Source organism: Rhizobium fabae, from assembly GCF_003985135.1.
In the GTDB taxonomy this organism is placed as follows: domain Bacteria; phylum Pseudomonadota; class Alphaproteobacteria; order Rhizobiales; family Rhizobiaceae; genus Rhizobium; species Rhizobium pisi.
On sequence record NZ_ML133665.1, the window covers coordinates 18,796 to 32,020 of the forward strand.

A 13,225-nucleotide genomic window follows, 5' to 3' on the forward strand; every position below is an offset into this window, starting at 1 on the left:
AATTGCCCATGCCCGGCGCGCCGCACCCCAGACTCGAAGCCTTGACCGATCTGATCTACGCCGCGCTCTTCGGTGAGACGACATGGCAGGCTTTTCTCGACGCGCTGAACGAGACGATGCCGGATGGGAAATCCACGCTGTTCTTTCATGATTCTATCGCTCGCACCGGTGGCCTGTCACTTGCCTCCGGCATTCAGGATGCGGAAGTCGAGGCCTACAATCGCTACTATGCAAAGATCAATCCCTGGATGCCCAAAGCCGCTGTCCGGCCGGTCGGGCTCGGCGTCATCGCCGAACAGATGCTGCCGCGCAGCGACCTCCTCAAGACCGAATTCTACAACGACTTCATCCGCACGATCGGCTGCGAAAGCAGCGTCGGCGTCACCATCATGCGGGAGAACGGCCGGTCCTTCAACCTGTCGACGCTGACCTCTTCGGCCGATCCCGATCGCAACCGGGCGAATGCCGATCTGCTGAGCGATCTTGCGCCGCATCTCAAGCGCGCCTTCGAGTTCGTTCGACGCGACCGTCGCGATTCCCAGAACGATGAAAGCCGGCTGGTGCTCTTCGACGCCATCGGCGTCGGCATCGTTTACCTCGGCGAGGACCGGCAGATCCGCTCGTTTAACAAGGCCGCGGAACGGATGCTTGCCGAGGGTGTCGGGATCGGCATCGGCGTGTCCGGACGGATCGTCATCGGCGATACGGCGCTGAGCGCCCAGTTCGACATGCTGAGCCACCATCATGCGTTGGCCAGCGCGCCGCCGTCGTCGTCGCTCGTCAAGACGAAAGACGGCAGCGTCAAATGCACGCTCGTCAGGCTGCAATCGGATTTCATCACCACCTTCCTGGAAGGCCCGACGATAGCGCTCATCATCGAGCGGACAGGCGCGGCGCTAAGGGCCGATATCAATGAAGCGCTGACACGCGACAAACAACTGACGGCCGCCGAGATGCGCATCGCGTCTGCGATCGCCGACGGGCTTTCCCTGCGGGAGGCGGCCACGACACACGATGTCAGCTATGAGACGGCCCGCTCGCACCTGAAGAGCATCTATTCCAAGCTGGGAGTGAACAGCCAGGTGGCGCTGGTGCGCCGGCTGATGCCGTAGCTTTTGCTGGAATTGCCTAACCGCGGCGCGGTCGTTTTCCGGCGAAGAGATCGGCATAACTTCTGATGAGCTTGGTCATGCGGTCGGCGACGGTGCGGATCTCCGGGCGATGACGGTCTTCGGCATTCATGACGATCCATTGCCGGTGGCGCAATTCCGGCAGATCGCCGCCCTGCCGCTGCAATTCCGGATGGAGATCGCCGACGAAACAGGGAAGTACTGTTTTGCCGGCGCCGGCGCGCACGAGATCCGGCAGCGAACGCGGTCGGTTGACGGTGGCGACGATGCCTGCCGCGGCGTTGGCGTGCGGCCAGCGCAGATAGGCCGATATCGCCTCCTCCTCAGCGACCGCAATCCAGCGGTCGTCGGTCTCGGCGGCATTGCGTCTGGTATAGACGGCGTAGGCCACGTCTCCGAGCAGACGGGCTGCAAGATTGGTTTCCTCCGGCTCGAAGGCGCGAATGCCGATATCGCTCTCGCGATAGGCAAGGCTTGCGCGCGCTTCGCCGATGGTCAGCGAAATGGCGAAAGCATCGCCCGGCATGCGGATCGCGGCAAAATTCTCCGTCAGCAGCCAGGCGACCCAGGTACCGGCGGCGATCCTGACGGTCGCGCCGCCCTCACCGGATTGCCGCCACGCCTCCACCTTACGGGCGGCGGCTTCCATCTCATGAAGATGATCGAGCAGCGCCTGGCCGTCCGGCGTCAGACGGTAGCCGGTCTGGCTGCGCGAAAACAATCCGCGGCCGATCTCCTGTTCGAGATCGAGCATGCGCCGGCCGACCGTTGCCGGGCTGAGCCCGCTTGCGGTGCTTGCCCCCGTCAATCCGCCGAGCCGGGCGACCTGCAGGAAAAGCTGATAGGAATCCCAATTCGCGTTTTTCATCAATGAAAAACATAGCGGGGTTTTGTCCGTTTATGAAGAGAAATTCGATGCCTACATCAGTGATGTCTTCTACAGGAAAGGACATTACCATGATCGACATGATCACCCTCGCAGGTGTCCAGGGATATCGGCACTATCGCCCGCCATGCGCCAGCAAGGCGGCGGAGGATAGATTCTATGCCGAGTTCGGAGATAGCAGCCTCATTCGCTTCGCCGCCTGGCTGACATCGCCCAAGTTCAACTGGGGAAAGCGCCCCACAGCGGCGCGCTTTCGCGGCAGTTGCAACTGTGGGGCTCAGGCGACTTTTCTGCTTCCGAGATGAGAAGGTGCCGATTCTGCGACGATGCGGAAGCGCTCGATCAGCGCCATCAGCGTATCGGCTTCGCCGGCGAGCAGGCGGCTTGCCTGCGTCGTCTCGGCGACCATCGATGCGTTCTTCTGGGTCATCTGGTCCATCGCGTTGACCGAACCGTTGACCTCCTGCAACGCGGCCGACTGATCCCGGCTTGCGGTCGCGATGGTCTCGACATGGCCGCTGATCGCGATGATCTCGTGGCTGATCGAGGCAAGGACGCTGCCGGTCTTCTGGACCAGCTCGGAGCCTGCCGTCACCTCGCGGCTGGATGTCTCGATCAGCGACTTGATCTCACGCGCGGCGTCGGCTGAACGTTGGGCGAGTTCGCGGACCTCCTGGGCGACGACGGCAAAACCCTTGCCCGCCTCGCCGGCGCGCGCCGCCTCGATGCCGGCGTTGAGCGCCAGGAGATTGGTCTGGAAGGCGATGTCGTCGATCACTTCGATGATCTGCTCGATGCGCTGCGAAGCCTGCTCGATACGCTCCATGGCGGCGACGGCATCGCCGACGACGGCGCCGGAATTGTCGGCCGTGCGCTTGGTCGCAGCCACGACATTGTTCGCCTCGCGTGCACGTTCCGCCGAGGAGCGCACCGTCACGGTAATCTGCTCAACCGCAGCCGCGGTCTCTTCAAGGCTGGCGGCCTGCGCCTCGGTGCGTTTGGAAAGCTCACCGGTGGAGGCCGAGACGGCGCCGCTGTTGCGCTGGATCGTCGAGGCGCTGTCGCGGATACCGGAGAGCGTATCCTGGAGCCGCAGGAGGGAGGCGTTGAAATCAACGCGCAACTGCTCGAGCCTGCCGACGAAGGGCGTGCCGATCGTCTGAGAGACATCGCCCTGCGACAGGCGCCCGAGGCCGGCCGCAAGCTGGTTGACGGCAAAGTCGATCTGGCTGTCGAGCGAGCGCTTGTCGGCATCGTTTCTTGCGCGTTCGGCATCGCTCAAAGCACGCTGTTCGGCGGCCTGCATTTCCAGGTCGCGCCTGGCGCGGGCGCTGTCACTGAAAAGCGCCAGGGCTCGGCCGATGTCGCCAAACTCGTTCTTCTTATCGACACAAGGGATCGCCCCCTCCAGATCGCCCGAGGAAATCGAGCGGACGCTCGCCGTCAACGCCTGCAAAGGCTTCACCGACAAGCGGATCGCATAGAAGGCGAGAACCCCGACGATGAGCATGACGATGAGGCCGGCGCCGAGAACCAGCATCTGCAGATGATACATGTGCTGGTAATAGACCTCCATCGGAATGCCGATGAAAAGAATGCCGACATTGGCGCTCGATGCGTTCTTGATGGGGAAATAGCCGGTCATGAACTTGCGGCCGAAGAGCTCCGCCGGACCATAATAGGCCTCCCCCCTGGCGAGAACCGGTTGGGCGGGGTGATCTGCCACGAGCTTGGTGCCGACGGCGCGATCACCGTTTTCCTTCTTGACGTTTGTAGAGATGCGGACGTAGTCGCCGCCCTGTTTCTGGAAGATGGTCGCAACACCCGCGATCGACTGAGCAGTCCGGTCGACCAGCGAATGATCGGCCAGAGTCGGAATGGCGTCTTCCGTGACGGTGGAGAGCTGGTTGTCCTTCAGCTCGATCTTTGCAGCCTGATCGGCCGCCGCATAAAGGACGGCCATGGAGCGGGTGGCGTCCCTCGCGTCGGAGACGGCCCCGTCCATGACGTAGCGGCTCAGATTGCAGTAGGTCACGCCGACGATGGCGGCTGTGCTGATCGCCAGCAGAAACAGCGTGATCGCAACGATCTGGCGTACGATCGACGAAGAGAAAAGGCGCAGCATCAAAACCCCCGGAGATAAATCGAGGCTAAATTAAGCCAAAAGCATTAAGGAAAATTTTCCGTAAATCAGGGTCGCCCGAGATATTACTCCGTGTCATTTCCATGCAATGGATGCCCGGCATTCGGCCGATCCCTCCACCGCTCCAATCTCCTCCATCTTCGCGTTCTTGCACGATAAACAAAAACGGCCCCGGAAAACCTGGGGCCGTTCGAAGGAAGACAGGATCGATCGACGATCAGGCGGCGCGGTAGACCGGCGCTTCGCTTGCCTCGCCGTCGATCTTGAACTGCTGGATGAGACGGCGCAATGAATCCGCCTCGTCGGCGAGTTCGCGGCTGGCGGCGGTTGTCTCCTCCACCATGGCGGCGTTCTGCTGGGTCATCTGGTCCATCTGGTTGACGGTCGCGTTGACGCTCTGGAGCGCATTGGACTGGTCGTGGCTGGCGCGGGCGATCATCTCGACATGCTGGCTGATCGTGACGATCTGGGCGCTGATCTTGGCAAGCACCGTGCCGGTTTCCTGCACGAACTGCGAGCCGGAGCTGACCTCGTTGGTCGACTTGTTGATCAGCCCCTTGATCTCCTGCGCCGCGGCTGCGGAGCGCTGGGCAAGTTCGCGGACTTCCATGGCGACGACCGCAAAGCCCTTGCCGGCTTCGCCGGCGCGCGCCGCCTCGATGCCGGCATTCAGCGCCAAGAGGTTGGTCTGGAAGGCAATCTCGTCGATGACGCCGATGATCTGCTCGATCTGGCGCGCGGCGTCCTCGATGCGGCCCATCGCGTCGATCGCGTTGCTGACGACGACGGCGGAATCGTCGGCGCTGCGCTTGGCCTGGCGGACGATCTGGTCGGCATCCTTGGCGCGTTCTGCCGACGAGCGGACCGTGACGGTGATCTCGTCGACGGCTGCCGCAGTCTCTTCAAGCGAGGCGGCCTGCTGTTCGGTGCGCTTGGAAAGATCTTCGGCCGATTGGGCCATCTGGTTGCCGTTGCCCTGGATCAGTTCGACATTGTCGCGGATCTGGCTCATCGTGGCCTGCAGGCGCATCATCGAACCGTTGAAATCCTGGCGCAGCTGTTCGAGACGGCCGATGAAGGGCGTTTCGATGGTCGTCGAGATATCACCCTGCGACATCCGCTCGAGGCCGGCGGCAAGCTGATTGACCGCGAATTCGATCTGACGATCCATCTCGCGCTTTTCGGCGTCGTTGCGCTGGCGCTCGTGTTCGGCGGCGGCGCGCTCCTCGTCGCTTTGCTCCTCGATGCGGATCTTCGAGATGGCATTTTCCTTGAAGATGCCGAGCGCGCGGGCCATGTCGCCGATTTCGTCGTAGCGCTGTTCGCCGGTGATGCTGGTATCCAGCGCGCCTTCCGCGATGCGGCGCATGGCGCCGGTGATCTGGCTGATCGGGCGCTGCAGCGTCAACACCAAGGCGATACCGCCGAGGATCGACAGGAGAATGCCGAGACCAGTGGTCATTACAGAGATGCTGTTTGCCTGGGTCCGCTCAGTGCCGGCCGTCTGTTTCTGCAACTCGGCGAAATCGGTGAGTTTCGTCCAGATTTGATCGAGCTCCTGGCGGGCGGCGGCATAGGCCGTGACGCGCTCGCCGATCGTCTCCACGATCTTCGAGCCACCGCCGGAGATGGCGTCAAGCGCCGGCTGGATCGCACCTGATATGCCTTCGGCGAAGCCCATGCCCTTGGCGCTGGTGGTCAGCACCTGCATGTCCTTGCCAAGCGTGCCGGTCTGCTGCTGCAGGCGAACGAGATTGTCCTTGCTGGAATTGGCGAGGAAATCAGAAAGGACGATCTGCAGCGAGTAGACGGAATTTTCGAGACGCCGGGTATCCTGAAGTACTGAGTTGGTCTGGGCGATACGGCCCTCGAGTTCGGCAAAGCGCTGCGTCGCCTCGCGCATTTTCTGCGTTGCAGTCAGCTGCGTATAGGTCGAGGTCTGGCGGAAGCGCGAAACGAGGCGGCCGAGTTCGGCGATGTTATCGTCGGTCGGGCTGGGCATCTGGGCGATCGCCTTGATGCTGTCGATGGTCGCTGCCAGCGCGTCGATGACGTTCTTCTGATTGGTTGGAACCGAAATGGCGATGAGGCGCTGGGATTTGATGATCTCAGGCATCTGTTCGTTGATGAAGGCGATCTTGTCTTGCGGCGTCTGCGGCTTGCTGTAGCCGCTGGCGACGGTGCCGAGGAAATCGCCGCCCTTCAGCAGGCGGTCGGCGGTGCGAAGGGTGATGGTGGCGTCGCCTTCGTCGCGCTGGAGCGCGGTCTGCAGTTCCTCGGCCTGATAGGAGACCGTGAAACGGGTGCTGATCAGGCTCTTCTGCGCCGCATCGATCTGCTGGTGCAGCGCCTGCTCCTGCTCATGCAGAGCCCAGAGCTTGTCGACGACGCCCGATATGTCCTTGGTGCGGCTGGACGCTTCGGCAAGGCTGTCGCGGCCGGCTGCCTCATCACCGACCTGATGCAGCGTCGCATCGAGCACGCCTTGCTGGGTCTTCAGATCGGCAGTCAGCTTGTCGCGCGCCTCAGGACTGGTGACGCGCAGGAAATCGTCCATCGAGCCGTAAAGATCTTTGAAGCCGCTCAGCGACTGCAGCACGCTGTTGGAGATTTCCATGCGGCCCTGCAGAAGTCCCGAAGCGTAGAGGCCCGTGAGGCCCACTGCCGAAATGGTGACCACGAAGGGCAGAACGAAGATCAGGACTTTCGTCTTGATCCTGAAGCGGGAAAGAATCTTGTCAATCAACATTGCGTTCCGGGCCTTTCATACACCACTCCTCCCGCAGGCGGCCACATGGCGCCAGCCGGGTGCACATCGAGCTGTTCTTGATTACATTGGGAAACCCGGAGGCCAGGCGGCAGTCATTGCCAGTTCATTTCCAAACAACTTGGAGATGCCCAAATATTCGCGGGCAATTGTGTCAGATTAGATATTAATTTTCGGATAAGCAGAGATGGCGGCTTAAGCCAAGGTGGTGAAATAGTTGAAAATTGTGGGCCGCAGCACTGCTATGCGACAATCACATCCGTCAGGGACGTCACCGGTCTCGGGAAAGGATCAGATGAAGTGCGACAGCAGCAATGCGAGGCTGGCGGCGGTGGCGCCGGCGGCAAGCATCAGATAACGCAGGGCGACCATCCTGGCATTCGGCTTTGCCTGCGCAATTGCGATGGCACGGGCGCGTCGTGTGTTTCTGGTCATCGTCGAAACCTCACTTCTAACTGACACAACAATCCAACAAAACGGCTTGCTGGTAAAGCTTAATCTAGGAAGACCTTTGCAAACCGCCAATTGAGACAGGATGGCGCACCTCTATTAAGAAGTCTTGAATCGCTATTGCTAATACATGCCCCATGGAAGGGTACTACCCTCCTGAATAACGGCTGAGGTAAGGAGCGTCAGGCGTATTCACCCGCGGCAAATCCCGATGCCCATGCCCATTGGAAATTATAGCCGCCGAGCCAGCCGGTGACGTCGACGCATTCGCCGATGAAATAGAGGCCGGGCACGGCTTTTGCTTCCATACTGCGCGAGTCGAGTGCAGCCGTCTCGATACCGCCGAGCGTCACTTCGGCTGTGCGGTAGCCTTCCGAGCCAGAAGGCTTGATCGACCAGCTCTGCGCTGCGGCGGCAAGGCGCAGCAGCGCCTTGTCGGGCAGGTCGGCCATGTTGCCGGCGATTTTTTCGCGTTCCGCCAGAAATTGCGCCAGCCGTTTCGGCAGGATCTCGCCGAGTGCCGTCTGTGGCGACTGGCGGCCGCTGCGCTGCTTTGCCGACTTCAGATGCGCCGCGATGTCGATATCCGGTTCGATCGCCACGGCGATCTCGTCACCTTCGCGCCAATAGGAGGAGATCTGCAGGATGGCGGGTCCGCTCAATCCCCGATGGGTAAAAAGCAAAGCCTCGCGGAACGCGGTCCTGCCGTGGCGGATTTCGGCCGGGGCGGAAATGCCGGCAAGCGGCGCGATGCTTTCGAGCAGGCCGGGATCAAGCGTCAGCGGCACGAGGCCGGGGCGGGTTTCGAGCACGGCCAGGCCGAACTGCTCCGCAAGGCGATAGGCAAAGCCGGTGGCGCCCATTTTCGGGATCGACTTGCCGCCGGTCGCAACAATCAGCGAGGTCGCTTCGTAGACGCCCTGGCCGGTGGAGACGCGGAAGCCCTCGCCTGCCCTTTCGACGCCTGATATCTCGGTGCCGAGATGCAGCACCGCGCCGGCTGTGCGCATCTCCTCCAGCAGCATGCGGATGATGTCTTTGGCGCTATCGTCGCAGAAAAGCTGGCCCAGCGTCTTTTCGTGCCAGGCAATACCGTGGCGATCGACCATCGCGATGAAGTCGGCCGGCGTAAAACGGGCGAGCGCGGATTTGCAGAAATGCGGATTGGCGGAGAGGAAGCTCTTCGGCCCTGCATGGATATTGGTGAAATTGCAACGCCCGCCGCCGGATATGCGGATCTTCTCGCCGGGCGCCCTTGCATGGTCGAGGACCACGACTGAGCGGCCGCGCTTTCCCGCGCGGATGGCCGCCATCATGCCTGCCGCCCCGGCGCCGATGACGATGACGTCGCTTTTGCGCTGCAAACCCGTTTCCCCGATGAAAAATCGCGTCTTCTTTTTCCATCAAAGGGCGAAAGTCAACGTGTGCCACCCCTCGCCAATTGGCAAAGTCTGGTTATGATGGCGCCACGATCAACGCAAACCGGTGTGTCATGTCCCCAAAAAAGACGACGCTGAAGCCTGCCAGAAACGTACCCGCCTCGACGAAAGCTCCCCCGGACCCCGGATCCCTGCGCGGCGTTGCGAACTGGAAGGAAGCAGCGCGGTGGCTGCGGGACAGGGGCATCGAAGACATCGAATGCATCACGCCGGACCTTGCCGGCGTTCCGCGCGGCAAGATGATGCCGAGCTCGAAATTCACCTCGAACACCTCGCTGGCGCTGCCTTCGGCGATCTACCGGCATACGATTTCGGGTGAATATCCCGACGAGACGGAAAGTTTCCGATACGAGCCGCGCGACAGCGACCTGAAGCTGATGCCGGACCTTTCGACGCTGTCGGTCGTGCCCTGGGAAACCGACCCGACGGCGCAGGTGATCTGCGACATCGTCGATTCGGACGGCGGAGAAGTGCCCTATACGCCGCGTAACGTGCTGAAGCGCATCATGAGCCTCTATCATGACCGCGGCTGGAAGCCGATCGTCGCGCCCGAGATCGAATTCTACCTGGTCGCCAAAAACGACGATCCAGACTATCCGCTGCACCCGCCGAAAGGCCGGTCCGGCCGCTCGATCCTTGGGGGCCAGGGCTATTCGATCGCCGGCATCAACGAATTCGACGAATTGATCGACGACATCTACCATTTCTCGGAGAAGCAGGGGCTGGAGATCGATACGCTGATCCATGAAGAGGGACCGGCGCAGCTCGAGATCAACCTGCGCCACGGCAATCCGATCGAGCTTGCCGACCAGGTGTTCCTGTTCAAGCGCACGATCCGCGAGGCGGCGCTGAAGCACGATATCTACGCCACCTTCATGGCCAAGCCGATGCAGGGCCAGCCGGGTTCGGCGATGCATATCCACCAGTCGGTGGTGAACATCGACACGGGCAAGAACGTCTTCTCCAATGCGGATGGTTCGGCTTCGAAGGAGTTCTTCCATTTCATCGGCGGCATGCAGAAATACGTGCCGAGCGCGCTTGCGATGCTCGCCCCCTACGTGAATTCCTATCGCCGCCTGCAGCCGGATATGTCCTGCCCAGTCAACAATGCCTGGGGTTACGACAATCGCACGACGGCCTTCCGCGTTCCGGTTTCCGATCCGCAGGCGCGGCGCGTGGAAAACCGGCTGCCGAGCTCGGACGCCAATCCGTATCTGGCGCTCGCCGCTTCGCTTGCTGCCGGTCTGCTCGGCATCATGAAGGAGATCGAACCGACCGCGCCGACCGAGGATTCGGCCAATGAAGGCTCGATCGACCTGCCGCGCGGCCTGCTGGAAGCGGTGGCGCTGCTGGAAGACGAGCCTGCCTTCGAGGAAATCTTCGGCGCGCAGTTCATCGGCCTTTATGCCGGTGTCAAACGCGGCGAGTTCGAGACTTTCATGCAGGTGATCAGCCCCTGGGAGCGGGAATTCCTTCTGCTCAACGTGTGAGGGGATTGTCATGGCATCGAACGAGATGTGGCAGAGCCCGATCGCGCCGGGATTATCCTGGTATCAGGCAACCGTCGGCGAGCGGCCCACCTATCCCGCTCTCGACGGTTCTAGGACATGCGATGTCGCCATCGTCGGCGGCGGATATACCGGCCTGCAGGCCGCCTACAATCTGGCCAGATCAGGTGTCTCGGTAGTCCTGATCGAGGCCTGCCGCTTCGGCGACGGGGCCTCAGGTCGCAATGGCGGCCAACTCGGCACCGGCCAGCGATGGTGGCCGGAAGAACTCGAAAGGAAGATTGGCTACGAACGCTCGAGAGCGCTGTTCGATCTTGCCGAGGCGGCCAAGCGCCATCTCATCGATTTCTCCCGCGAGCATCAGATCGAGATTGACTATGTGCCCGGTCAGCTCAACGTCGCGCACAAGGCGAGCTACAAACGCGACTATTACGAAAATGCCGAGATTGCGGCACTGCGCTACGGCTATCCGCACATCAGTTTCATGGACGAGAAGGAAACGCAGGATAGGCTGGGTTCGAAGCGTTTCCACTGCGGCGTGCGTGACGTCGGCACCGGCCATATCCATCCGCTGAAGCTGCTGGTCGGGCTGGCGCGGGTCGCCGCCAACGCCGGTGCCGCGATCTTCGAGATGAGCAAGGCAACGGCGATCCGCCAGAGCGGCGGCAAGGTGACGATCGAAACCGAAAGAGGGACGATCACCGCCGAGCGCGCGCTGATCGCCTGCGACGGCTATATCGATGGCCTCGAACCGGTGACGGCAAGCCATGTCATGCCGATCCGCTCCTTCATCGGCGCGACCGCCCCACTCGACGGCCATCCCGATGTACTGCCGGGCAGCGAGGCCGTGGCCGATTCGCGCTTCGTCGTGCGCTATTTCCGCAAATTCGGAGACGGCCGCCTGCTGTTCGGCGGACGGGAGGCCTATACCGCAGACAATCCGCGAGACATTTCGCAGCACATCCGCCGGCAGATCGCCGAGATCTATCCCGCACTCGAGAATATCGAAATCACCCATGCGTGGGGCGGCAGCGTCGGCATCACCATGCCGCGCCAGCCTTTCGTGCGCGAGGTCATGCCGGGTGTCACCTCAATCGGCGGTTATTCCGGCCATGGCGTCATGCTGTCAAACTACTGTGGCAAGCTCTATGCGGAAGCGGTGCTTGGAAAGTCCGGCGATCTCGATCTTTTCAAGTCGCTCGATATTCCGGCCTTTCCAGGCGGTGCCCGAATGCGGGCGCCGTTGCTTTTCCTTGCCTTGTCGTGGTTTGCGCTTCGCGACAAGTTTTAGTCCGTTTGCGGATTTCCTCTTCCGGAAATTCGCTCTAAAACCGGTGCCTGACAGATTCATTGCACTGCACACTGGCTTTTTTAAATCGATTAGATTAAAAGAGCCGTCAACCAAGCCTGATTGAGAGACAAGCTCATGAGCAGCCAAATCATTCCCGTTGAGCCTTTTGATTACGTCGTCTTCGGCGGCAGCGGCGACCTTGCAGAACGCAAGTTGCTGCCCGCCCTCTATCATCGCCAGATCGAAGGCCAGTTCGGCGAACCGACCCGCGTGATCGGCGCCTCGCGCAGCCCGCTGACAGACGAGGAATACCGCAAATTCGCCCGTGATGCGCTGAAGGAACACCTGAAGAAGGGCGAATATGACGACAAGGAAGTGGAGAAGTTCTGCGCCCGTCTCTACTACGTCTCGGTCGATGCCCGCACCGACAGCGGCTGGGATCAGCTGAAGAAGCTGCTCGATGAAGGCAAGGATCGCGTGCGCGCCTTTTATCTCGCCGTCGCGCCCGGCATCTTCGGCGATATCTCGCAGAAGATCCACGAGCACAAGCTGATCACCAAATCGACCCGCATCGTCGTCGAAAAGCCGATCGGCCGCGACCTTGCTTCGGCGCTGCAGCTCAACGACACGATCGGCCGTGTTTTCAAGGAAGAGCAGATCTTCCGTATCGACCACTATCTCGGCAAGGAAACCGTGCAGAACCTGATGGCCCTGCGCTTTGCCAATGCGCTCTATGAGCCGCTGTGGAACGCCAATTACATCGACCACGTGCAGATTACCGTGGCTGAATCGGTCGGCCTCGAGGGCCGCGCAGGCTATTACGATACCGCCGGCGCGCTGCGCGACATGGTGCAGAACCACATCCTGCAGCTGCTCTGCCTAACAGCGATGGAGGTGCCCTCGTCGATGGATTCGGAAGCGGTGCGCGACGAGAAGCTGAAGGTGCTGCGCGCGCTGAAGCCGCTCGACGCCTCCAATGTCGAGCAGGCGACGGTCCGCGGCCAGTATCGCGCCGGCGCATCGGGCAGCGGGCCGGTCAAGGGCTACCTTGAAGAGCTCGAAGGCGGCGTCTCGAACACCGAAACCTTCGTCGCCATCAAGGCCGAGATCAACAACTGGCGCTGGGCGGGCGTTCCCTTCTACATCAGAACCGGCAAGCGCCTTGCCGGGCGCATGTCGGAGATCGTCATTACCTTCAAGCCGATCCCGCATGCGATCTTCGACCAGGCGGCCGGGCGCATCGTCGCCAACCAGCTGATCATCCGCCTGCAGCCGGATGAGGGCGTCAAGCAGTCGCTGATGATCAAGGATCCAGGCCCGGGCGGGATGCGCCTGCGCAACGTGTCGCTCGACATGAGCTTCGCCCAGGCCTTCAACGTCCGCAATCCCGACGCCTACGAGCGCCTGCTGATGGACGTGATCCGCTCCAACCAGACGTTGTTCATGCGTCGCGACGAAGTGGAGGCGGCATGGAGATGGGTCGACCCGATCCTCAAGGGTTGGGAAACGACCGGCCAGCAGGTACAGGGCTATACGGCCGGTACCTGGGGCCCGAGCCAGGCCATCGCGCTGATCGAGCGTGACGGCCGCACCTGGCATGACGATATCTAG

At 61.6% G+C, this 13,225-nt stretch carries 9 protein-coding genes and 1 pseudogene; 5 read left to right on the top strand and 5 right to left on the bottom strand.

Going from position 1 to position 13,225, the window contains the following annotated elements; all coding sequences use genetic code 11:
• The first annotated feature begins 8 nt into the window (after positions 1-8).
• Positions 9-1,112, top strand: a complete 1,104-nt coding sequence (locus EFB14_RS30570; protein WP_125842653.1) for a helix-turn-helix transcriptional regulator — start codon at positions 9-11, stop codon at positions 1,110-1,112.
• A 16-nt stretch (positions 1,113-1,128) separates the two neighbouring features.
• Here EFB14_RS30570 and EFB14_RS30575 read toward each other — a convergent pair whose 3' ends face one another.
• A complete protein-coding gene (locus tag EFB14_RS30575; RefSeq protein WP_125842651.1) occupies positions 1,129-1,998 on the bottom strand; it encodes a LysR family transcriptional regulator in 870 nt (289 codons plus the stop codon).
• 89 nt (positions 1,999-2,087) lie between these two features.
• On the opposite strand from EFB14_RS30575, the gene EFB14_RS33655 reads away from it, so the two are divergent.
• Entirely contained in the window at positions 2,088-2,321 is a 234-nt protein-coding gene (locus tag EFB14_RS33655; protein WP_164737617.1) for a hypothetical protein, read from the top strand.
• On the opposite strand, the gene EFB14_RS30585 is transcribed toward EFB14_RS33655, so the two are convergent.
• The 4 genes and pseudogenes from EFB14_RS30585 to EFB14_RS30595 form a co-directional block, all read right to left on the bottom strand.
• A complete protein-coding gene (locus EFB14_RS30585; RefSeq protein ID WP_126830425.1) occupies positions 2,294-4,141 on the bottom strand; it encodes a methyl-accepting chemotaxis protein in 1,848 nt (615 codons plus the stop codon). The two genes, EFB14_RS33655 and EFB14_RS30585, sit on opposite strands and share 28 nt — an antisense overlap.
• 235 nt (positions 4,142-4,376) lie before the next feature.
• The gene (locus EFB14_RS30590; protein WP_125842647.1) at positions 4,377-6,908 is read right to left on the bottom strand and encodes a methyl-accepting chemotaxis protein; all 2,532 of its coding nucleotides are present in this window, start codon (positions 6,906-6,908) and stop codon (positions 4,377-4,379) included.
• Positions 6,909-7,217: 309 nt separating this feature from the next.
• A complete protein-coding gene (locus EFB14_RS33140; RefSeq protein ID WP_164737618.1) occupies positions 7,218-7,361 on the bottom strand; it encodes a hypothetical protein in 144 nt (47 codons plus the stop codon).
• Between the two features lie 197 nt (positions 7,362-7,558).
• Positions 7,559-8,780: pseudogene (locus EFB14_RS30595) on the bottom strand (BaiN/RdsA family NAD(P)/FAD-dependent oxidoreductase).
• Between the two features lie 88 nt (positions 8,781-8,868).
• On the opposite strand from EFB14_RS30595, the gene EFB14_RS30600 reads away from it, so the two are divergent.
• From EFB14_RS30600 to zwf, 3 genes are all read left to right on the top strand, one after another.
• Positions 8,869-10,305, top strand: a complete 1,437-nt coding sequence (locus EFB14_RS30600) for a glutamine synthetase family protein (protein ID WP_125842643.1) — start codon at positions 8,869-8,871, stop codon at positions 10,303-10,305.
• A gap of 10 nt (positions 10,306-10,315) precedes the next feature.
• On the top strand, positions 10,316-11,614 hold the full coding sequence (locus tag EFB14_RS30605) for an NAD(P)/FAD-dependent oxidoreductase (protein WP_125842641.1): 1,299 nt from the start codon (positions 10,316-10,318) through the stop codon (positions 11,612-11,614).
• A 135-nt stretch (positions 11,615-11,749) separates the two neighbouring features.
• Positions 11,750-13,225, top strand: coding sequence for a glucose-6-phosphate dehydrogenase (gene zwf / locus EFB14_RS30610; protein ID WP_125842639.1), 1,476 nt, complete (start codon positions 11,750-11,752; stop codon positions 13,223-13,225).

Excerpts from the sequence above, each read along its gene's own strand:
- zwf (WP_125842639.1), top strand. The coding sequence starts at position 11,750 with ATGAGCAGCCAAATCATTCCCGTTGAGCCTTTTGATTACGTCGTCTTC.
- EFB14_RS30600 (WP_125842643.1), top strand. The coding sequence starts at position 8,869 with ATGTCCCCAAAAAAGACGACGCTGAAGCCTGCCAGAAACGTACCCGCC.
- EFB14_RS30570 (WP_125842653.1), top strand. The coding sequence starts at position 9 with ATGCCCGGCGCGCCGCACCCCAGACTCGAAGCCTTGACCGATCTGATC.
- EFB14_RS30605 (WP_125842641.1), top strand. The coding sequence starts at position 10,316 with ATGGCATCGAACGAGATGTGGCAGAGCCCGATCGCGCCGGGATTATCC.
- EFB14_RS33655 (WP_164737617.1), top strand. The coding sequence starts at position 2,088 with ATGATCGACATGATCACCCTCGCAGGTGTCCAGGGATATCGGCACTAT.
- EFB14_RS30585 (WP_126830425.1), bottom strand. The coding sequence starts at position 4,141 with ATGCTGCGCCTTTTCTCTTCGTCGATCGTACGCCAGATCGTTGCGATC.
- EFB14_RS30590 (WP_125842647.1), bottom strand. The coding sequence starts at position 6,908 with ATGTTGATTGACAAGATTCTTTCCCGCTTCAGGATCAAGACGAAAGTC.
- EFB14_RS33140 (WP_164737618.1), bottom strand. The coding sequence starts at position 7,361 with ATGACCAGAAACACACGACGCGCCCGTGCCATCGCAATTGCGCAGGCA.
- EFB14_RS30575 (WP_125842651.1), bottom strand. The coding sequence starts at position 1,998 with ATGAAAAACGCGAATTGGGATTCCTATCAGCTTTTCCTGCAGGTCGCC.